Here is a 17,435-nt window from a genome sequence, read left to right on the forward strand (position 1 = left end):
ACTCCCCGGTGTTCCCGGCAGGGAACCGGATATTCCCTCTTAAAAAAACAAAAAAGTCTTATTTCCCTTTCTTCACGCACTCTGCGATATAGGACCCGGCTTTTGACGTCCCCGCAGTCCCGCCGAGGTCTTTGGTGACAACGCCGTCCCTGATACTCTTTTCAATGGCAAGGACAACCGCCTCTGCTGCCTTGTGCTCGCCAAGGTGGTCAAGGAGGAGCGAGCCGGCCCAGATGGTTGCGATCGGGTCTGCAACGTCCATCCCTTTATACTTCGGCGCCGACCCGTGGATCGGCTCGAACATCGAGGTTCCCTTCGGGTTGATATTCCCGCCCGGGGCAAGCCCGAGGCCACCCTGGATCATGGCCCCGAGATCGGTGATGATGTCGCCGAACATGTTGGGCGTGACAACCACATCGAACCACTCCGGGTTCTTGACAAACCACATCGTGACTGCATCGACGAAGTTGAAGTCGGTGGCAACCTTGGGGTACTTCTTTGCGGTCTCGTTGAAGACGTCCCGCCAGAGCCCGTACACATCGGAGAGTACGTTTGCCTTGTCGACCGAGGTAAGCTTTTTGCGGCGCTGCATGGCAAGGTCAAAGGCATAAGTCTGGACCCGGCGCGATCCTTCCTTTGTCACGACGCCGATCTGGTACGCAAGTTCCTCGGCATCGGTCTCGATATCGAGCCCGAACTTCACGTTGTAGAGGTCGCGGACAACAGAGAGTTCGGTCTTCTGGTGCTTTTTGAACCGGGAGCCGATACCCACATAGAAGTCCTCGGTATTCTCCCGCACCACGACAAAATCGATGTCCTTTGAGGTCTTGTTTGCAAGCGGCGTCTCGACCCCTTCGAGGAGCCGGATAGGCCGGAGGTTCACGTACTGGTCGAACGAGAACCGGAGGGCAAGGAGGATCCCTTTCTCAAGGATGCCCGGGGCTACCCGGGGGTCCCCGATGGCACCGAAGTAAATGGCCTTGAATTTCTTAAGCTCTGCAAGGTCGTTTTCGGTTAAAAGCTCCTTTGTCCTTAAGTAACGGTCCGCCCCGATATCGAAATCCGTCCATTCGATATCGAAGTTATACCGTTCCCCTGCTGCTTCGAGTACTTTCTTTCCTTCGGCCACGATCTCCGGGCCGATCCCGTCCCCGCCTATTGCTGCGACTTTGTACATCCCGGCACCTCCTTTAACCCTTTCGCGTATTCGACAAGTCCCCCGGCATCGGCAATCTTCTGCATAAAGGGAGGCACCGGCTCAATGGCCAGTTTCTTTCCTCCGGCCTCCACGTATCCCTCCTTCAGGTGAAGGGTGACGTTCGCACCGTCGGCGATGGTATTGGCTTTCGGGCAGACCACCGGAAGGACCCCGGTGTTGATGGAGTTCCTGAAGAAGATCCGGGCAAACGACTGCGCCAGCACCACGTGTATTCCGCTCCCGATAAGGGCGAGCGGGGCATGTTCCCGCGACGAACCGCACCCGAAGTTCTTCCCGCCGACCACCACGTCGCCGGCCTTTACCTTCTTTGCAAACTCGTCCCGGGTCCCCTCAAAGGCGTGTCTGGAGAGTTCTTCCGGGGTGTTGAGCACCAGGAACCGTCCCGGGATGATCGCATCGGTGTCGATATTATCGCCGAACTTCCAGGCCCTTCCTCCGGTTGCCACGGGAGTTTTTGCCTGTTTTGCACCCTTACCCTTTACCGCTGCTGCTTTCTTTGCTGCCATTGCTCACACCTCCCTCGGGTCGGCGATCTCGCCCTTGATCGCGCTTGCCGCTGCCGTTGCGGGCGAACAGAGGTATACCTTCCCTTCTGTACTCCCCTGCCGGCCCTTGAAGTTCCGGTTCGATGTGGAGAGCGAGACCTCGCCCGGCGCAATCAGGCCAAACGACCCGCCCATGCAGGGCCCGCAGCAGGGCGCTTCCACGAGCGCTCCTGCCTTCACGAACTTTTCTACCAGCCCGTGTTCGAGCGCTTTGAGGTATTCGTCCCGGGATGCAGGGATGACGAGCACCCGGACCTTCGGGGAAAACTTCTTCTTGCCCAGCACCTCTGCCGCCTCTGCAAGATCCTCGTACCTGCCGTTCGTGCACGAACCGATGAAGACCTGGTCGATGTGGGTTCCCTCGACTTTACCCACCGGTACACCCGTGTCCACATTGTGAGGGATGGCGACCTGTGGTTCGAGATCGGAGACATTATAGGTCCGCTTCTCCGCGTACTTCGCATCGGCGTCGCTTGCGAGTGCGAACGGCTTCATCTTCCGCCTGCCCTTCATATACTCCCACGTTATCTTGTCGGGAGGAACGATCCCGGCCTTTGCGCCCATCTCGATAGCCATGTTGCAGCAGGTCATTCGCCCAGGCATGTCCATCTTTTCCATGGTTTTCCCGGTAAACTCGATCGCCTGGTAGGTAGCCCCGTCGGCCCCGATATCTGCCGCTATCGCGAGGATCAGGTCTTTTGCCCCGACACGTCTGGAAAATTTCCCCGAGACCTCGGCCCGGATCGTCTGGGGCACCTTGAAGTACAGGGCCCCGAACTTGAGCGCAAAGCCCATGTCGGTCGACCCGATCCCGGTCGCAAAGGCCCCGGCCGCACCGTACATGCAGGTGTGGGAGTCTGCCCCGACCACGATCTCGCCAGGCGCTGCCCTCCCTTTTTCGAGCACCACCTGGTGACAGACCCCTTCGTTGATATCGTAGTTGTAGATCCCCTGTTCTTTCGCAAACTTCCGCATGAACACATGGTTCTGTGCCGCTTCGAGGGAATCCGCCGGGATCTGGTGGTCAAAGAGCATGATCACACGTTTCGGATCGAAGACGTGTTTCCCGCCCATCTCGGAGAACTTCCGGATGGCAAGCGGGCCGGTAATATCGTGAATCATGGCCCCGTCAATGGGTGCCATGACCACTTCGCCTGCCCTGATATCGCTGCCGCATTTCCGTGAGAAGATCTTCTCGACGATAGTTGCTCCCATGCTCTATCGCCTGTACTATACTCTCTGCCGGCTCATGTAGTTTGGGGGAGATCAATCCGGGGCCGTTTCCTTTCGGATTTTTGATAATTACGAATAATTTCGCAGTCAAAGCAATCTTTAATCTGCCCGGTCTCCAACTATGAGCCTGATAAACCATGCAAAAAACAAGAATTGCGGTATGTGCCCTGGTGCTCTTCGCCATGGCAATGATCGGCTGCGTGGCCGCAGCTGACACCCCCGATCACGTTATCACGGTAAGCGGGTCCGGTACCGTTATGGGAACCCCCGACCGGGTTACGATCAGTTTCTCGGTCCAGACGGAAAACTCCGATGTCAAGCTTGCGCAGTCCAGTAACTCCCTTGCCATGAACAATGTCGTGGATGCCCTCGCGGCAGCCGGCGTACCCCGGGACCAGATGAAGACCACCGACTACTCCATCACGCCGGTGTACCAGGACGACAAGGGGGTTTTCAGCTCGAAGGTCAAGACCTACCAGGTAACAAACACCCTGCGGGTCACCTTAAAGGACACCAACCAGACCGGCCAGATCATCGACACTGCGGTGAACGCCGGTGCCAACCAGGTGGACTCGATCCAGTTCATGCTCTCCGATGCCCAGGCCCAGGTGCTCCGTAACCAGGCCCTTAGTAAGGCAGTAACAAACGCTCGTGCCGATGCGGACACGGTTGCTTCCGCGCTCAATGTGACGATCACCGGGACAAACACGGCCGATATCGCCCAGTCGTACACCCCGGTTGCCTACAGCCAGTACAACCAGGCAATGGACGCTGCAGGCGCCAAAATGGCAGCAGCGACACCCATCCAGTCCGGCAGCATCACGGTCACGGCCCAGGTAACGGTTACCTACAACATCCGCTGATCGCATCCGGCAGGAACCCCGTACTTTTTTCCAAACTTTTTTAGCCGATCAGCGTGTGATCATTTCTTAATCCGGCAGACACTCTATTCCGGCATATCCGGATCCATATCCAAGCATCGAATATAAAAAAATCAAACTGCGGATACCATAGGATTGATTTTAAAATGGAGCGCAATATCGGTTTTAAGGAGCGAAGGTACATCGAAGAGCTCCGGATCCTCACCCGTTCGACCGCACTGGACTGCGTGATCGACGACCGGTTCGACCGGGTGATCTACGTGATCCGGCAGGGAGACATGGGCCTTGCCATCGGGAAAAAGGGCGAGAACATAAAACGGCTCCAGAACGTGCTGGGCCGGCGCATCGAGATGGTGGAATACGCCGAGGATCCGGTGGCGTTTATCACCAACATCTTCAAGCCGGCCGAGGTCACGGGGGTCGAGCGGGGCGCAGATGGCGGCCCGGTCAATGTTCTGGTGAACAAGAAAAGCGATCTCGGGATTGCAATCGGCAAAGCCGGGTGCAATATCGAAAAGGCGCGCATCCTCTGCCGCCGGTTCTGCGCCATCGAGATCGGGGAAGTCCTCTTACAAGAGGCACCACAGGAGGAGACAGCATGAGCGCGACAGGAAAAGAACCGGTTGACCCGGCAGTGATCCGCGAACTCTGGGAGGTCATCTGCGACCGGGCCGACCACCCGGGCGAGGCCTCGTACACGAGCCGCCTGTTACGGGACCCAAAAGGGATCGACAAGGTGCTTGAAAAGGTGGGCGAGGAATCAAACGAGTTTGTCATTGCAGTGAAAAACGGCGTGCCGCAGCGGACAACCGAGGAAGCGGCAGACCTCCTCTTCCACCTGCTTGTGGCACTCAAAGCCGCAGACATCGACCTTGCCGATGTGATCCACGAACTGGAACACCGGCGAAAATAAGGCAGATCCCTCAGCTGCAGAGAAACGTGGAGAGATCGACCATATCGGCGACCGTATCTCCCGTTTCCGCGGCTGCAAGCACCTCTTCGGTAACGGAGATCGGGGCGTGTGCGCGGAGCGCCACCGCGATCCCGTCGCTCGGCCGGCAGTCGAGGCTCTCGTCTTTTCCATCTCTTGATAAATCCAGCTGCGCGTAATAGACATTGTCTTCCAGGCTGTCGATCCGGAGCCCTTTTACCGCGATCCCGTAGCGTTCCAGGGCACAAAGGAGCAGGTCGTGGGCCTGGGGCCGGGGCAGCACTTCGCCGTTCTGGGCGCTGTTGATCGATACCGCCTCCCAGAGGCCGACAAAGATCGGGAGCTGGCGGCCCGCCCCGTCCGCCAGTATCACGGCAGGGACGGTGGCAGCATTGCTCATCACGACAAAAACCCCTTTTACCTCGCACCTTACCGGTTCTGCCATGTCCGTTCAGGAGACAGTAGACGCCTGCGGGGATAAGCGTTGAGGTACCGGGTTTTGGTTTTTAAAAAAAAAGGACCGGTTACGGTTTTGCGGATTCGCGCCGTACGATGATAAGGCTCGACATGACCCCGAGCGCGATATTGAAGTAATAGAGCACGACCCGCCAGAGGACGACAAAGACCCCGACGATGGCTGACGGGAGGAACAGGGCATACATCGAGGTTGCACCGACTTCTGCAATCCCCGAGCTGCCCGGGGTTAAGGGGAGCATCATTAAGATCGCGAGGATGAGCTGGATCACAAACGACTCAAAGAAGAGCGGGGGCTGGCCGAGGCCCATGAGGATCAGGGACGCCGTGACAATCTCGGAGACCCAGTAGAGCAGGGTAAAGACCATACCCCAGGCAAGACCGCCTTTTGCGGTCCTGACGAACTTGAGCACCGCGGCGTGGAAATTTGCAATCTCTTTTTCAATGCGTTCGAGGAGTGCCGTAACCTTGGCCGGCTCCCACTTGCGGGTAAAGAACCGGGCGGCCTTGTCTGCCATCCGCTTCATGACATCGGGCCTCCGGATGGCAAGGTAGAAGAGGACGAGGCAGCCTGCCACGAAGATCCACGTGATAAAGACCATTACTTCCGAGATCGCCCCGAGGCTCTTCCACTGCTCGGTGAGGGCAAACATCGCAAACGCGGCAAGACCGGCAAGGGCAACCCCGTCCAGCACCCGCTCCATGAGCACGATCGCGGTTGCATCGCCAAGCGGGACCTTTGCCTTGTAGAGTTCGTGCACCCGGACCGGTTCCCCGCCGGCCTGGGCCGGGGTGACCGCTGCGGCAAGGAGGTTTGCAAAAACGAGGTTTAAGGAATAGAAGAACTTGATCGGGTAGCCAAGCGATCCGGACATCTTCTTCACCCGCATCGCCCAGAAGCACATGGTCAGGATATGGGTGAGGAACGCAAGGAGCAAAAACCAGGGGTTGACTTTTTTGAGGTACTGGATCGTGTTTGCGTTGATGGTGAAGAACAGGATGATGACAAGAACCACGAGCGAGAATGCAACGGATATGTACAGCCATTTCCTCTGCGATCGTTCCATTGCCACACCCCGTCGTCCAGGCTTTAGCCTGCTTATCCTACAAGATTGGGAGGGCTAGTATAAACAATTTTACCGGAACGGTGGTTATACCGCTCTGACCTTTTTAGATCGTGAAGATCTCGCGGTTGGCAGTGACGGCAAACAGGCCCGCACGCACGCCGGCATCGATCCACCCGTGCCCGTAGCTGAACGAGGCAAGGGCCTCCTCCCGTTCACCCCGTGCAACGAGGAAACTGCCGTGGCGGGCATAGCAGGTGCCGGCGCAGAGGACCCGGTCTGCAAAGGCGCCGGCTGCGGTCTCCTTATCCGGTGCCCGCGCTACCGAAGAACAGGCAGTATCGAGCAGCCGGAGGTACCGTCCTGTCTTCTCGGTAAGCCGGCCGGTAAGGGACGGCGGGATCTTCTCGGTCGGAGCGGTAAACGGGCAGGCCGACTGCTCCCCCGCATGGGCAAGCAGGCCGTATGCCATCCCGAAGTGGAGCCAGCCAAACCCGTAATAGTACGAGGCAAGGGCATTGATGGGATCGCCTTTTTGTGCAAACACTGCCCCGTCATCCGCATAGGCCTGAACCATCCCCTTGATCGTAGCCCCCAGCGCCCCGAGCGGAGTGTCCTTTGGCGGCACGATGGCCGAACCGCTCAGCCCGGCCTTTAAGAGCGTCCCGCACTCCCCGATCAGCATAGGCCGGCAAACCTCTCCAGGTACTGCCGCTCCATGTCGTGCAGTTCCCCGGGAACGATGAGGATATGCAGAGGCGGGCCGAAATCTGTTTTTGCAATCGTACCGGCAGGGCCGGCCCTGACAACAGGGCTTGCGGACCCGGCCCGGGCAATCCCCACGTAGAGCGGGATGGTTACCCCTTTTCTCTCTGCCATTCCTTCGAGCAGGCCGACCGCTTCGTTGACGGTCATGTACCGGGTATCCTGGATATCGAGGTACACCAGCGTGTGCAGCCGCTGGCCCTGGTTCTCGCAGATCACGTCGAGCGGCGAGGTCGGGTTCCAGTGGGCTTGAGGGAACGGCACCGAACAGGACTTCCCGAACCGGTAGTTCTGGAGCCCCGATAACCCGCAGACCGCGCTCACGATCGAGGCGCCGTGGACGATGGCCGTCGGGATGCCCCGTTCCGCTGCCCGGATCCGGAGATCGGCATGGGTTGTCGAGACCATCGGGTCGCCGGCACATAAAAAGACGGCGTTCCCGTGTGCAGCGCAGTCGAGCAGCTCGCCCGGGTGCTGCTCCACATCGGCACGCATGAGCACGCGGACCGGATGCCCGTAGAATGCTTCGAGCTCTTCTTTTGCCGTTCCCATGAGCTTTGACGTGTAGCCTTCGAGAAAGACCACGTCCGCACTGCGGATGATACGCAGGCCCTTCTCCGAAACGTCTTCCTTGTCGAACAGGCCAAGGCCGATAAAGGTGAGCATTGCGGTTGTCTCCCTCGTGAGCGGTCAGCTGATGATCCGGGTGATGGAGGCCACCAGGCATTCAAGAACGTCCCGCACATCGTTCTTCTGCAGGGCCGAGATCGGAAAGACCGGCACGTCCTTTCCGATCCCAAGACCGGTGCGGATCTCGTCCTCGCCCATAACCCCCGGGATATCCTTCTTTGTGGCGGCCACAATGAGCGGCAGGTGCAGCTTTGCAATGGTTTTAAAGAGCTGCTTTGCCCGGGGGAGCTGTTCGCGGTCGGTTGCGTCCACCAAAAGGACCGCGCCCATCGCGTTCCGCAACACCCCGGGGAGCATTGCATCGAACCGGGGCTGGCCCGGGGTGCCGTAGAGCGTAATGTCGAAGTCCTGCCAGTGCAGCCAGCCAAAGTCCATGGCGGTCGTGACGGTGGGGCCGTCACAGCCCACGCGGTCCACCGATACCCCCAGTGCCGTTGCGTTCAGGACGAACCGGGACTTCCCCGAGTTCGGCGGGCCGGTCACCACGATCTTGGGGATGTAGGGGACGATATGGCCGCTTTTCACCTGGAACGGCACCGAACGCCGGAGCTGGGTCGACCACGAGGTGTAGAGGATGGTAAAGTAGTTGAAATGCGGCAGGGGCTGGAACGACGCCTTGATGGCAAGGATGAGATCGAATGCCCGACGGACCTCCGGGAGATCGAGGGACGCGTCCCCGTCGAGGTTGAGGTGTTCCACGATCACGGTGGACTTTTTCGTGCAGCAGGCCGACGAGAGCAGGGACAGCCCGTTTTCGAGTCCCAGGTCCTCGTAGAGAACATCGAAGTACCCGAAGAGCACCTCGATCTTCTTCTCGGTACAGATCTTCTTTATTTGTTCCTGCCAGGCATTTACCATCTGGCCGCCCTTTCCTGCCTGCCGCCGGATCCGTTCCCGGTCGGAGCTGTCGAGGAAGGTAATGCCCTGTTCTTCGGGCCGGATCTTGTGGCCCCGGAGATGCTCCACCTCGTGCAGGAACGCTTCCACGGTCGTATGCGGGATGATCACCAGGCAGGTTTTCTTCTGTTCGAGCGCCTCGTACAGCGTCGAGATCATAAAGAGCTGGCCGTCGACTCCCGGGTCGAGGCTGTAAAGCACCCGGCTGCCGTCAGGGATTCCCCCGCCCAGCATATCGTCGATCCCGTACATTCCCGTAGATATCATAATCCAAGCACCACCTGGCCGTTATTGATCGTGAACTTGTGCCAGTCCGCGTTCACCCCGGGGATCCCCATCACCCGGAAATAGGTATCCGTCCGTTCGACCTTGATCTCGATCACGATGGTCATCAGCTGCTTGATGAGCGAGACCGTCCTCTCGTCAAACGCCTCGTTGTTGAGCACGTAGATCCCAAAGCCCTCGACTTTCTTGAGTTTGGCCGTCATCACGTGCAGGAACTGGTAGAGGACTTCGAGTTTCCGGTACATGAGGAGCGTCGAGATCGAGTTGACGCAGAACCGGATCGGCGGCGGGAAGAGCCCGGACTCCTTCCCCGAGAAGGTCCCGTCGAAGATTGTCTCGATCATGTGGGAGAACTTGATCCCGATCCCGGTGAGATCGGTGGGGTTGGTGACGAACATGAACCGCTCGGTATCCGTGACCCCGGGGGTCGAACTCTTGGTGATGGCATCGATCACGCCGATATAGTGCTTGTCGGCTCCGATCGTCTTGAACTGGTCGGTCACTTCCGAGGCCCGTTCGTTGGTGGAGAGCATGATGGCGTACTCCCCTGACTGCGGCTTGGTGAGGGCGTACGCGAACTGCTCGGCATAGCTGAGAGCCGGGGCGAGCAGGAGGAGGTTTGTCCCTGCCTCGAATCCTCCGGTAGCCATATCGATCTGGGGGATACCGGTCTTGTAGGCATACATCTGTTGTTTGATCATTACCTGACAAGGCTTATAAGCACTTTTACCCGTACCGGGGGTCGTTTACTGCCCGTATGCAGGGTCGGGTAAACCCTCATAACCTTCCCGGCCAAACGGTTATGTCAGATGTTCTACTGGCTGTATGAACGGATGCTTTTTGGGCAGATCCAGCTCCTGCCCCGCCACATCTGTTTCATGCTCAGCGGTGCCGACCTTGCCGCAGACCCGGGAAAGTGCGCCCGGGTGGCAGAGTGGTGTACGGAGATCAACGCAGCCCTGGCCCGGTCGTCCCTGCCGGCAGAGAGCGGGGACCGGACCGAAATAAAAAGCCTCACCTTCCATGTAAATCCCCTCCCGGACAACGAGATCGCCCGCTGCCTGCCGGAGATCAAGAAGATCGCGGAGGTGGCACGCCTTGTCCTGCACTACGGGGACAAGGAAGAGGTCTCCGGCAGCGGTCTTGCGGTTGTGGTTGCGATAGGAAAGAGCGGGCGGGAAGAGATCACCGACTGTATCAGGAAACTTGCCAGAAACGGCATCTCCCCGGACGAGATCGACGAGAAGGCCTTAGAGTCCTGCCTGACCTTCCGGTACGACCCGGATATCGTGATAAAGACCGGGGGCGACCACCTGACCGACTTTCTGATCTGGCAGTCGGTGTACTCGGAACTCTTCTTCTCCGATGTCAACTGGAAATATTTCCGAAGGGTGGACTTTTTGCGGGTGCTCCGCGATTACCAGTCCCGGATCCGCCGGTTCGGGAAGTAAAAAGGTTATTTTACCCGGATCCCGTACCAGCTCGGGACGCCGCCAATCGTGCGTTCCCCGAAGGCGTACTTGTTCTTGAGGGCAACGGCAAACGCCCTCTTCTCGGGAAGCGGGTAATCGTGGTCCCGGCACCAGCGCCCGAACCGCTCGTAGAGCTCGTCTTTTCCGATAATCGCATCGGGGCCCTCCTCGGTCTCCCGGGCGATCTTCGTGCTGACGAACTTTTTGATCGTATCCTCTTTTTTGCTGCCCTTTGCAGCCTTCTTTCCCGCGGGCGCAGGGGCCGGTGCTGGTGCGGACACGGGCTGCGGGGCTTTTTTTACGGCTGCGGGTTCCGGCACCGGGACTACCGGGGGTTTTACGGCCGGCGCCGCCTTCTTCTCCTTGTGCTCCTTGATGACCTTCCCCGGGACGGAGGGGTCCTCGGCATTGATCACCGGGGCCGGGGGAACCGCCTGCCGGGGGGGATGTACAGGCGCGGCAGTCTGCGCGATAATGACCCGCGCTGCCTTCTTCTTTTCCGGCACGGCAGGATCGTACGCAATCCCGAGCTTTATCGCGAGCGCACGGTTGCAGGTGTCGCTGATATCGAGCCGGTTCTTGTCTGCCGATTTCAGGATATCCGAACGCACAAGAACCTGTACCTGCTGCCACCCGGGCCTGTCTGTATCTCCCGCACCCATAGGATCACTCGTACCCGATCTGGTATCTTATGGGAAATATAGTACGCGAAAAGATCGCTAGGAGCCGGGCAGGGTATTAGTGCGCCTTTGCCTGCATCCGCTGGTCGTAGGTGCGGATCGCCCGCAACAGGTCGATCTTCCGGAAGAGCGGCCAGTAGGGAGCGCAGAAATAGACCGCCGACTCGTGGCCGTTTGCAAGCCAGGGCAGGAAGTTCGAGGTGCGGTAATCGTTTCCCGTCCGGATGATGAGATCGACCGGCGGGATACCCTTTCCCTCGTGAAGATGGTCCTCGACCATCTGGACGTCGATTGATTCGGGGGAGATCTTCCCGCTCCGGACATCTGCCACGATCTCCTTTGCGGCAAGGACGATCTCGTTCCTGCCCCCGTAGGCAAGCGCGATGTTGAGGGTGAACCCTGAATAGTCCTTTGTTGCCTCTTCGGCGGATTCGACCACCTTCCGCAGGTCGTCGGGCAGCATCGTGCGGTCCCCCACCATCTGGACCCGGATCCTGTACCGGTGGACGCGTTCGTCGGTGATGGTCTGGACAAACTTCTCCTTGAAGAGCCGGAAGAGGTCTTTTACCTCGTCCTCGCTGCGGCGGAAGTTCTCCGTGGAGAACGAGTAGAGGGTGATATACCGGATCCCGAGATCGTGGGCCCAGTCGAGCATCTCCTCGGTCTTGTCCGCCCCGGCCCGGTGGCCTTTTGCCGTGTCGAGGCCCATCTCCTTTGCGAACCGCCGGTTCCCGTCCTGGATGATGGCGATATGGGTCGGGATTTTCGTGCACTGCATCCGGAGGTACTTCTCGTACAGGGGACGGAGGATCGAACCGGCGGTCATAACGGGGTCACCTCGACAACCATCCCGCCGTCGGGATACCGCTCGACAACGGTCTTCTTCCCGGGGATCTTCTCCCTGAATTCTTCAAGGAGCCACCACGCGGTCTCTACCCGGTCGCCGCAGTCGGCAAATTCATCGTCGGCAAGGTATTTGCGGCACCGGGCAACCACCTCGTCCCGGGTGCCCGGGTGGAGGTCGAGGACGCCGTACACAATGGTCCCGTCGTCGGTGACTTCGTCAAACGGCCGTGCGGTGTTCTCCGCGATGCGTTTGAGGCGTTCCCGGAGCTGGACCGAGTCCTTGAACGACGAGGAGCACCAGTGGACCTTTTTGTGTTTTACGAGTTCCTCCGCCCAGTCGTCTGCGCCGGCAATAGCGTTGTGCACGCCGTCGGCCGGCTCGTAGCCCCGCTCCCGCATTTCGTCCGCGTTCGTTTCGCCCCATTCGAGCTCGTTGATGTTGAGGAAATCGAGGTACGGGAGGGCAGGGACAAGGAGTTCGAGGCCGGGAAGGGCCGGGACTTCGATCCCGATATCGAAGCCCGCCTCCTTTGCCATCTTCGCGGACGCGATAAACTCCGTGTCGCAGATATGGTCCCAGCAGTCGCGGGGCGGGTGGAGCCGGATCTCGTCCACGACTCCTTTGAGCTTTTCCAAATCCGCCTTTGTCGGGGCCTGCGCCGTGTAGAGGTGGATCTGGTGGTCCGGCCCGAAGTGCTCTTTTAATGCTTTCCCGTACTCCGCAACCCGGTCAAGGCAGAGGAGCGGTTCGCCACCGGTGATCCCGGTGCCGAGCGCGCTCATCTTTTCGGCAACCGCGATGGCTTCCGCTGGCGTGGTGATGCGGTGTTCGTTTGCGAAGACCACGTCGTTTCCCTTCCGTTCCTCCGAGAGCGGGCAGTACCAGCAGGAGCGGCGGCAGCGTCCCGTGATAAAGAGCACCATCTTTGCGCCCTGGTAGCAGAGCACGCAGCCTTTGGCAAGGTTTGCGGGAATTTTTGCCGCAGATGAAGGAACGGTCATGAAAAGTATGCGTAGTAGATTCGCTATGGGGATTCAAAATTCTTCTTGAAAGAAACCGCCCGGGTCCGTCCGGTTGCAGCCTGAGGGGGAGGGGGTGGGGGCCACCCCCCCTCCCTCTTTTTTTCAAAGGGGGGATCACCCCCCCACCCATGTGCCGGGGCAGGTGGGGGGTACCCCCTCCCCCCTTTTGGCCCGGACCGGCTCGCAGCCGCGAACAAAAAAATCACGCTGTCGGAAACCTTCCGTCGGAGACTCCACGCGAACATACTTTAGTTTCCCGTGCAAAAACGGCGTGCATCTCATTTCCGGTGGAGGGGGGTGATCCCCCTACCCCCCCTCCTCTTTTTTTCCAAGAGGGGGTCACCCCCCACCCATGTGCCGGAGCAAGTGGGGGGTACCCCCTACCCCTTTTGGGCCGGGCGGCCCGTCCGCAGCTGACCCAGGGCAACTTTGGCCAGTTCCTTGCCACGCTCGTACGCTGGGGCCTGATCGCAGAAAATGAGATGCCGGGCCGGGAATCGATCCGGTTGTACACGATCACGCCCGATGGCGAGTTCGCGTTTGCGCTCTATTTTTCACATGATCTCTGACGTGAGGGCGTCTGTAAGATTACAGACCGTCTGTAACTTTACAGCCGGTCTGTAGAGCTAAGTACTCTGGCCGGGCCGGGATTTTCTCTAAAAATATCACGCTATCTCATTTATTCATTAAGATATTCGTCCACTTGCATTCAGAAATTAGAGGTAAAAACAGTTGAGTTACTCTTCCGGATCGAAAATTTGTTCGATGGCAGTCTTGAAGCACTTTTGTAATTCTGGTTCTTTCCGTAATATTGCAAGATACCCGCTTGTGCCTTCAACGGAAGTTGCGAGATCTTTCACAAAATGTGTAATGCTTAAATTAAATTCATAATCACATGGGATCTCCCACGTAGTGGTCACGGAAACTTTTGAACCCGAGGGAAGTTTTATCAATTTAAGGTGTTTCTCTGGGTTTTCGTGCCAATATCTCCAACATATACTCCGCTGAACATCAATGAATACTGCCTTTGGTTGTGCCAAGTGAACGATTTTATGTCGGAAGAGACTTTGCAGAATACGACTTTGCTCTTCAGTATAGTTCATAAAACATCGCATATAAACGGCAGATTGCTGTGCTGTATGAGATTTTTTCGTGGCACAACCTGCATTAAGAGCGCCTAACAGATCAATAGTAGAAAAACAATAAAGCAAAGCCGGAAATACGGCTTTTCCTTGAAGACAACATGCCACGTCTTTTTCCAGTGAGGCTATCCTTTCTTCGATAAAATTCTCTGCAAATTTCATCAATTCATTTTCATCTTTGAAATGAGGCATTTTCACCATCTCACAACAGCTCACTCAGCCGGTGCCCGCCGCTCTCCTCGCACCGGACCTTGTACTTGCACCGGTTACACGGAGCATTCAAAGGATGGGCCGGCGCCTTCCCCTCGTTAATCCCTTTGAGGGTGTGGAGCGTGGAAAGGAGCTGGCGCCGGTCCCGGGGCTGGACCGCATGGTACCGCGACATACCGTCCGGAATATACTCCACGTGGCCGCCCTCCACCTCCTTTCCGGTCATCTCCTCTAAACAGAGGGCGATCCCCGCGATCCGGAGCCGGTCTGCCGCATAGGTGCCAAAGGGCATGGCCCCTGCCGCCCGCACGATCGAGAAGGTGCCGTCCGCTGCCACCCGGTCGATCATCCCCGAGATACCGTGCTTTTTCGAGACCACCGTCACATCGGTCTGCGCCGCCTCGTGCCACTCGTGCTTGTTGCAGGACGCAATGCAGATATCAAGAAACTCCTTGAGCGCCGGATCGGTCTTCGGGCGGACCGTGAGCACCTCGTCCCAGATCGCATCTGCAACGAGCGGGCTGCCGAGATGGTAGGAGATCTGCTTGCAGATCGCGTACCGGTCCGATTCGGTCACGGGCTCGTTCTTCTCGTAGTAAAACCGGACCGGGCAGGCGTGCACCCGCACCAGCTCCGAGATCGTGACATGCCGGTCCCCGTCTGCCAGAATAATTCCTCTACAGGAACGAGGAATACCGGCCACATAAACTTATGGGCGGGAACGGAACCCCGCACCCCCCAAGAACTATTCATACCAGCAGAGAGTACAGATCCGGTATGACCGGCCAGGAAATCTCCGTCAATATCCCCCCCACGCTCGACCCCGTGTACAGCAACATGATCCAGATCGCGTACAAGGACGACGAGTTCACCTTCGTCTTCCTCCACCAGCTCCCGCAGGTCAACCAGGCCCGGGCAAAGGCGATCGTCTCGATCACCCCTGCGCACGCAAAGAACCTGCTTGCCGTTCTCCAGAAGACCGTTGCCGACTACGAAGGCAAGTTTGGCACCATCTCCCCGGCAAAGGAAGCACACCCGGCCGAGAGCGTGACCACGCTTCGCGGGTACTCATAAAAATCCAAGCATATATTTTATTAGTGCCCGGGTCGATATTGTGAGGCAGTGCGCCGCCGTGGCTTAGCGGTATAGCGGCTGATTCGTAATCAGCAGGTCGAGGGTTCAAGTCCCTCCGGCGGCTTAATCACCAGCGTTCAGGTCTTTTTTATCGTGTCTCGTTCACAGGGTTTTTTCTTATCCGGGGGATTCGGACAAAACCGCGATCCAAAATTATTCATGCTTACAATGTTTACAATACGATCATGGCCGCAGTGAAAAGGATCCCGGTTACGGAACCGGTCTGGAGGGAGCTCTCAGAGATGCGCTCCGCAGGCCAGACCTATGCGGAGCTCCTGGAGGATATGATCGAGGAGCGGAAGAAGCGGCGGCTGGAAGAGGACGTGAAGGTATGGCACGGCCGCAGGGCAGATGAATTTGTCCCCCTCTCGGAGATCAAGGATTGAGTTTTACGCTCTTTCTCTGGCACGAAGTCTCCGACGATATCAACCACCTGCCGGACAAGACCCGCAGAATTATTCAGGCTGCCTTAAAACGATTGGAAGAGGATCCCTATCCCGGAAAGGACGGGGACAAGGAAAAGATCGTTTTAAAGGGGGGCGAGGTTATCTACCGGCTCCATATTTCCCGGAGTTTTACCGCGTTCTACGATATCGATAAAGAGAACAAACGGATCCTCGTTCAGGAAGTTCTTCCGATAGGAAAAGCCCACAAAAAATACGGATATTACTGAACGAAAAGATCCCAGTAATCTCACAAGCCCGGGTATTCCCCTGCGCTTTTCCCTACCGCTTCATCGCGCCCGGTTCAAAGCCTATATCTCTTCCCGGCACAACCCCCTCTTCTGAACATACATGTCCGCATGGCTTGCCATGGCGACCTGGTCGCCGTATATTGCGGGAGCCGGGATCGGCGTCCTGATCTGGACGGTCTTTTTACTCTCCGATCACCCGCTCGGGTGTTCGACCGCGTTCTCCCATACTGCGGGGATGATCGAGTCCGCAGTCTCCAAGGGGAAGACCGCAGCGATGCCGTACTACCGGAAGTTCGTGCCGGCCGCTGACTGGCACTGGATGCTTGTTGTCGGTGTTGTTATCGGGGGTTTCCTCTCGGCGTACCTCTCCGGCACGCTCTCGTTTGTTACCGTGCCGCCGATGTTTGCCGCCGCGTTTGGCCCCTCCGTTGCGCTGCGCCTTGCGGTTGCCCTCATCGGCGGGATCCTGATCGGGCTCGGGGCCCGCTGGGCCGGCGGCTGCACCTCCGGCCACGGGATCTCCGGGACCCTCCAGCTCGCCCTTTCAAGCTGGGTGGCGGCGATCTGCTTTTTTGCCGGCGGGATCCTGGTAGCAGGACTGCTGTACGGATTTACGGTGATCTGACATGCCCGGTATGACACTCGGACAGGTACGATCCGATAAAAAGATCCAGCTCGCCCTTGGCCTGCTCTCGGGGATTGCCTTTGGCTTCCTCCTCCAGAAAAGCGGGGTGGCCGCATACAACGTGGTGCTCGGACAGCTCCTGCTCACCGACTTTACGGTTCTAAAAGTGATGTTCTCCGCGGTCCTTGTCGGCATGATCGGGATCTACGCACTGAAAGCCGCCGGCCTTGTCCGCCTGCACACGAAACCGGGCTCCCTTGGCGCAACGGTGATCGGCGGCCTGATCTTCGGGGCCGGCTTTGCCCTTCTCGGGTACTGCCCGGGCACCGCTGCTGCCGCAACGGGGACAGGGGCGCCCGACGCCCTTGTCGGGATGGCGGGCATCGTGCTCGGTGCCGGCCTCTTTGCCCGGCTCTACCCTGCGCTTGACCGCACGGTCTTACACCGGGGCGAATTCCCGGAGGGAACGGTTCCCGAAATTCTTGGGATCCCGCCATGGATCGTTGTCGCGCTCGTTGCCCTCATGATCGTCGGGATATTCTGGGCGCTGGGCGCATACGGGCTGTGAGGAGAAAATTTTCCCCCACCCGCATTGCTCTTTTCTCCTGCCCTTCAGATCGGTTCT

24 protein-coding genes and 1 tRNA gene are annotated in these 17,435 nt (G+C 58.3%); 11 read left to right on the plus strand and 14 right to left on the minus strand.

Annotated elements, in window-relative coordinates; translation table 11 throughout:
* Positions 1-58 precede the first annotated feature (58 nt).
* Genes BP758_RS06210 through BP758_RS06220 form a run of 3 tightly spaced genes read right to left on the minus strand, consistent with a single transcriptional unit; the run spans position 59 to position 2,979 of the window.
* A complete protein-coding gene (locus tag BP758_RS06210; RefSeq protein ID WP_292369752.1) occupies positions 59-1,177 on the minus strand; it encodes an isocitrate/isopropylmalate dehydrogenase family protein in 1,119 nt (372 codons plus the stop codon).
* Positions 1,156-1,725: a 3-isopropylmalate dehydratase small subunit gene (locus BP758_RS06215; RefSeq protein WP_292369754.1), complete on the minus strand. Its 570-nt coding sequence runs from the start codon at positions 1,723-1,725 to the stop codon at positions 1,156-1,158. The genes BP758_RS06210 and BP758_RS06215 overlap by 22 nt, the downstream gene beginning before the upstream one ends.
* Positions 1,726-1,728: 3 nt before the next feature.
* Positions 1,729-2,979, minus strand: a complete 1,251-nt coding sequence (locus BP758_RS06220) for a 3-isopropylmalate dehydratase large subunit (protein WP_292369756.1) — start codon at positions 2,977-2,979, stop codon at positions 1,729-1,731.
* Positions 2,980-3,134: 155 nt separating this feature from the next.
* On the opposite strand from BP758_RS06220, the gene BP758_RS06225 reads away from it, so the two are divergent.
* The 3 genes from BP758_RS06225 to hisE all read left to right on the plus strand — a co-directional run bounded on the left by BP758_RS06225 (position 3,135) and on the right by hisE (position 4,791).
* Positions 3,135-3,860: an SIMPL domain-containing protein gene (locus BP758_RS06225; RefSeq protein ID WP_292369758.1), complete on the plus strand. Its 726-nt coding sequence runs from the start codon at positions 3,135-3,137 to the stop codon at positions 3,858-3,860.
* A 164-nt stretch (positions 3,861-4,024) separates the two neighbouring features.
* Positions 4,025-4,480, plus strand: a complete 456-nt coding sequence (locus BP758_RS06230) for a NusA-like transcription termination signal-binding factor (protein ID WP_292369760.1) — start codon at positions 4,025-4,027, stop codon at positions 4,478-4,480.
* Entirely contained in the window at positions 4,477-4,791 is a 315-nt protein-coding gene (gene hisE, locus BP758_RS06235) for a phosphoribosyl-ATP diphosphatase (RefSeq protein ID WP_292369763.1), read from the plus strand. Before BP758_RS06230 ends, hisE begins: the two co-directional genes overlap by 4 nt.
* A 10-nt stretch (positions 4,792-4,801) precedes the next feature.
* Here hisE and BP758_RS06240 read toward each other — a convergent pair whose 3' ends face one another.
* The 6 genes from BP758_RS06240 to BP758_RS06265 all read right to left on the minus strand — a co-directional run bounded on the left by BP758_RS06240 (position 4,802) and on the right by BP758_RS06265 (position 9,685).
* Entirely contained in the window at positions 4,802-5,254 is a 453-nt protein-coding gene (locus tag BP758_RS06240; protein ID WP_292369765.1) for a bifunctional nuclease family protein, read from the minus strand.
* Between the two features lie 79 nt (positions 5,255-5,333).
* Complete coding sequence (locus BP758_RS06245) at positions 5,334-6,350, minus strand: lysylphosphatidylglycerol synthase transmembrane domain-containing protein (protein ID WP_292369767.1); 1,017 nt, start codon at positions 6,348-6,350, stop codon at positions 5,334-5,336.
* A 103-nt stretch (positions 6,351-6,453) separates the two neighbouring features.
* The gene (locus tag BP758_RS06250) at positions 6,454-7,032 is read right to left on the minus strand and encodes a DUF357 domain-containing protein (protein ID WP_292369768.1); all 579 of its coding nucleotides are present in this window, start codon (positions 7,030-7,032) and stop codon (positions 6,454-6,456) included.
* The gene (gene dph5, locus BP758_RS06255) at positions 7,026-7,778 is read right to left on the minus strand and encodes a diphthine synthase (protein ID WP_292369770.1); all 753 of its coding nucleotides are present in this window, start codon (positions 7,776-7,778) and stop codon (positions 7,026-7,028) included. Before dph5 ends, BP758_RS06250 begins: the two co-directional genes overlap by 7 nt.
* A gap of 24 nt (positions 7,779-7,802) precedes the next feature.
* Positions 7,803-8,966, minus strand: a complete 1,164-nt coding sequence (locus BP758_RS06260; RefSeq protein ID WP_292369773.1) for a GTP-binding protein — start codon at positions 8,964-8,966, stop codon at positions 7,803-7,805.
* Positions 8,963-9,685, minus strand: coding sequence for an RAD55 family ATPase (locus BP758_RS06265; RefSeq protein WP_292369776.1), 723 nt, complete (start codon positions 9,683-9,685; stop codon positions 8,963-8,965). The genes BP758_RS06260 and BP758_RS06265 overlap by 4 nt, the downstream gene beginning before the upstream one ends.
* Before the next feature lie 108 nt (positions 9,686-9,793).
* On the opposite strand from BP758_RS06265, the gene BP758_RS06270 reads away from it, so the two are divergent.
* A complete protein-coding gene (locus BP758_RS06270) occupies positions 9,794-10,435 on the plus strand; it encodes an undecaprenyl diphosphate synthase family protein (protein ID WP_292369779.1) in 642 nt (213 codons plus the stop codon).
* 5 nt (positions 10,436-10,440) lie between these two features.
* On the opposite strand, the gene BP758_RS06275 is transcribed toward BP758_RS06270, so the two are convergent.
* The 3 genes from BP758_RS06275 to BP758_RS06285 all read right to left on the minus strand — a co-directional run bounded on the left by BP758_RS06275 (position 10,441) and on the right by BP758_RS06285 (position 12,984).
* The gene (locus BP758_RS06275) at positions 10,441-11,118 is read right to left on the minus strand and encodes a hypothetical protein (protein ID WP_292369781.1); all 678 of its coding nucleotides are present in this window, start codon (positions 11,116-11,118) and stop codon (positions 10,441-10,443) included.
* Between the two features lie 76 nt (positions 11,119-11,194).
* Complete coding sequence (uppS, locus tag BP758_RS06280) at positions 11,195-11,962, minus strand: polyprenyl diphosphate synthase (protein WP_292369783.1); 768 nt, start codon at positions 11,960-11,962, stop codon at positions 11,195-11,197.
* The gene (locus BP758_RS06285; RefSeq protein WP_292369785.1) at positions 11,959-12,984 is read right to left on the minus strand and encodes a radical SAM protein; all 1,026 of its coding nucleotides are present in this window, start codon (positions 12,982-12,984) and stop codon (positions 11,959-11,961) included. The genes uppS and BP758_RS06285 overlap by 4 nt, the downstream gene beginning before the upstream one ends.
* Positions 12,985-13,394: 410 nt before the next feature.
* On the opposite strand from BP758_RS06285, the gene BP758_RS06290 reads away from it, so the two are divergent.
* Positions 13,395-13,574: a hypothetical protein gene (locus BP758_RS06290; RefSeq protein WP_292369787.1), complete on the plus strand. Its 180-nt coding sequence runs from the start codon at positions 13,395-13,397 to the stop codon at positions 13,572-13,574.
* 168 nt (positions 13,575-13,742) lie between these two features.
* On the opposite strand, the gene BP758_RS06295 is transcribed toward BP758_RS06290, so the two are convergent.
* A complete protein-coding gene (locus tag BP758_RS06295; protein ID WP_292369789.1) occupies positions 13,743-14,348 on the minus strand; it encodes a hypothetical protein in 606 nt (201 codons plus the stop codon).
* Position 14,349: 1 nt separating this feature from the next.
* A complete protein-coding gene (locus BP758_RS06300) occupies positions 14,350-15,060 on the minus strand; it encodes a CRISPR-associated protein Cas4 (RefSeq protein WP_292369791.1) in 711 nt (236 codons plus the stop codon).
* A 74-nt stretch (positions 15,061-15,134) separates the two neighbouring features.
* On the opposite strand from BP758_RS06300, the gene BP758_RS06305 reads away from it, so the two are divergent.
* The 6 genes from BP758_RS06305 to BP758_RS06330 all read left to right on the plus strand — a co-directional run bounded on the left by BP758_RS06305 (position 15,135) and on the right by BP758_RS06330 (position 17,378).
* Positions 15,135-15,431 (plus strand): DUF3467 domain-containing protein, encoded by a 297-nt coding sequence (locus BP758_RS06305; protein ID WP_292369793.1) that lies wholly within the window; start codon positions 15,135-15,137, stop codon positions 15,429-15,431.
* 52 nt (positions 15,432-15,483) lie between these two features.
* Positions 15,484-15,555: transfer RNA gene (locus BP758_RS06310), tRNA-Thr, on the plus strand.
* A gap of 121 nt (positions 15,556-15,676) precedes the next feature.
* Positions 15,677-15,877 (plus strand): hypothetical protein, encoded by a 201-nt coding sequence (locus tag BP758_RS06315; RefSeq protein WP_292369795.1) that lies wholly within the window; start codon positions 15,677-15,679, stop codon positions 15,875-15,877.
* Complete coding sequence (locus BP758_RS06320) at positions 15,874-16,164, plus strand: type II toxin-antitoxin system RelE family toxin (protein WP_292369797.1); 291 nt, start codon at positions 15,874-15,876, stop codon at positions 16,162-16,164. Before BP758_RS06315 ends, BP758_RS06320 begins: the two co-directional genes overlap by 4 nt.
* A gap of 121 nt (positions 16,165-16,285) precedes the next feature.
* Complete coding sequence (locus BP758_RS06325) at positions 16,286-16,810, plus strand: YeeE/YedE thiosulfate transporter family protein (protein WP_292369799.1); 525 nt, start codon at positions 16,286-16,288, stop codon at positions 16,808-16,810.
* Between the two features lie 10 nt (positions 16,811-16,820).
* The gene (locus BP758_RS06330; RefSeq protein ID WP_292369802.1) at positions 16,821-17,378 is read left to right on the plus strand and encodes a DUF6691 family protein; all 558 of its coding nucleotides are present in this window, start codon (positions 16,821-16,823) and stop codon (positions 17,376-17,378) included.
* Positions 17,379-17,435 lie beyond the last annotated feature (57 nt).

Origin of the sequence: Methanoregula sp. UBA64 (assembly GCF_002502735.1) — an archaeon.
Taxonomy (GTDB): Archaea; Halobacteriota; Methanomicrobia; order Methanomicrobiales; family Methanospirillaceae; genus Methanoregula.

Excerpts from the sequence above, each read along its gene's own strand:
- BP758_RS06210 (WP_292369752.1), bottom strand. The coding sequence starts at position 1,177 with ATGTACAAAGTCGCAGCAATAGGCGGGGACGGGATCGGCCCGGAGATC.
- BP758_RS06215 (WP_292369754.1), bottom strand. The coding sequence starts at position 1,725 with ATGGCAGCAAAGAAAGCAGCAGCGGTAAAGGGTAAGGGTGCAAAACAG.
- BP758_RS06220 (WP_292369756.1), bottom strand. The coding sequence starts at position 2,979 with ATGGGAGCAACTATCGTCGAGAAGATCTTCTCACGGAAATGCGGCAGC.
- BP758_RS06225 (WP_292369758.1), top strand. The coding sequence starts at position 3,135 with ATGCAAAAAACAAGAATTGCGGTATGTGCCCTGGTGCTCTTCGCCATG.
- BP758_RS06230 (WP_292369760.1), top strand. The coding sequence starts at position 4,025 with ATGGAGCGCAATATCGGTTTTAAGGAGCGAAGGTACATCGAAGAGCTC.
- hisE (WP_292369763.1), top strand. The coding sequence starts at position 4,477 with ATGAGCGCGACAGGAAAAGAACCGGTTGACCCGGCAGTGATCCGCGAA.
- BP758_RS06240 (WP_292369765.1), bottom strand. The coding sequence starts at position 5,254 with ATGGCAGAACCGGTAAGGTGCGAGGTAAAAGGGGTTTTTGTCGTGATG.
- BP758_RS06245 (WP_292369767.1), bottom strand. The coding sequence starts at position 6,350 with ATGGAACGATCGCAGAGGAAATGGCTGTACATATCCGTTGCATTCTCG.
- BP758_RS06250 (WP_292369768.1), bottom strand. The coding sequence starts at position 7,032 with ATGCTGATCGGGGAGTGCGGGACGCTCTTAAAGGCCGGGCTGAGCGGT.
- dph5 (WP_292369770.1), bottom strand. The coding sequence starts at position 7,778 with ATGCTCACCTTTATCGGCCTTGGCCTGTTCGACAAGGAAGACGTTTCG.
- BP758_RS06260 (WP_292369773.1), bottom strand. The coding sequence starts at position 8,966 with ATGATATCTACGGGAATGTACGGGATCGACGATATGCTGGGCGGGGGA.
- BP758_RS06265 (WP_292369776.1), bottom strand. The coding sequence starts at position 9,685 with ATGATCAAACAACAGATGTATGCCTACAAGACCGGTATCCCCCAGATC.
- BP758_RS06270 (WP_292369779.1), top strand. The coding sequence starts at position 9,794 with ATGTTCTACTGGCTGTATGAACGGATGCTTTTTGGGCAGATCCAGCTC.
- BP758_RS06275 (WP_292369781.1), bottom strand. The coding sequence starts at position 11,118 with ATGGGTGCGGGAGATACAGACAGGCCCGGGTGGCAGCAGGTACAGGTT.
- uppS (WP_292369783.1), bottom strand. The coding sequence starts at position 11,962 with ATGACCGCCGGTTCGATCCTCCGTCCCCTGTACGAGAAGTACCTCCGG.
- BP758_RS06285 (WP_292369785.1), bottom strand. The coding sequence starts at position 12,984 with ATGACCGTTCCTTCATCTGCGGCAAAAATTCCCGCAAACCTTGCCAAA.
- BP758_RS06295 (WP_292369789.1), bottom strand. The coding sequence starts at position 14,348 with ATGGTGAAAATGCCTCATTTCAAAGATGAAAATGAATTGATGAAATTT.
- BP758_RS06305 (WP_292369793.1), top strand. The coding sequence starts at position 15,135 with ATGACCGGCCAGGAAATCTCCGTCAATATCCCCCCCACGCTCGACCCC.
- BP758_RS06315 (WP_292369795.1), top strand. The coding sequence starts at position 15,677 with ATGGCCGCAGTGAAAAGGATCCCGGTTACGGAACCGGTCTGGAGGGAG.
- BP758_RS06325 (WP_292369799.1), top strand. The coding sequence starts at position 16,286 with ATGTCCGCATGGCTTGCCATGGCGACCTGGTCGCCGTATATTGCGGGA.
- BP758_RS06330 (WP_292369802.1), top strand. The coding sequence starts at position 16,821 with ATGACACTCGGACAGGTACGATCCGATAAAAAGATCCAGCTCGCCCTT.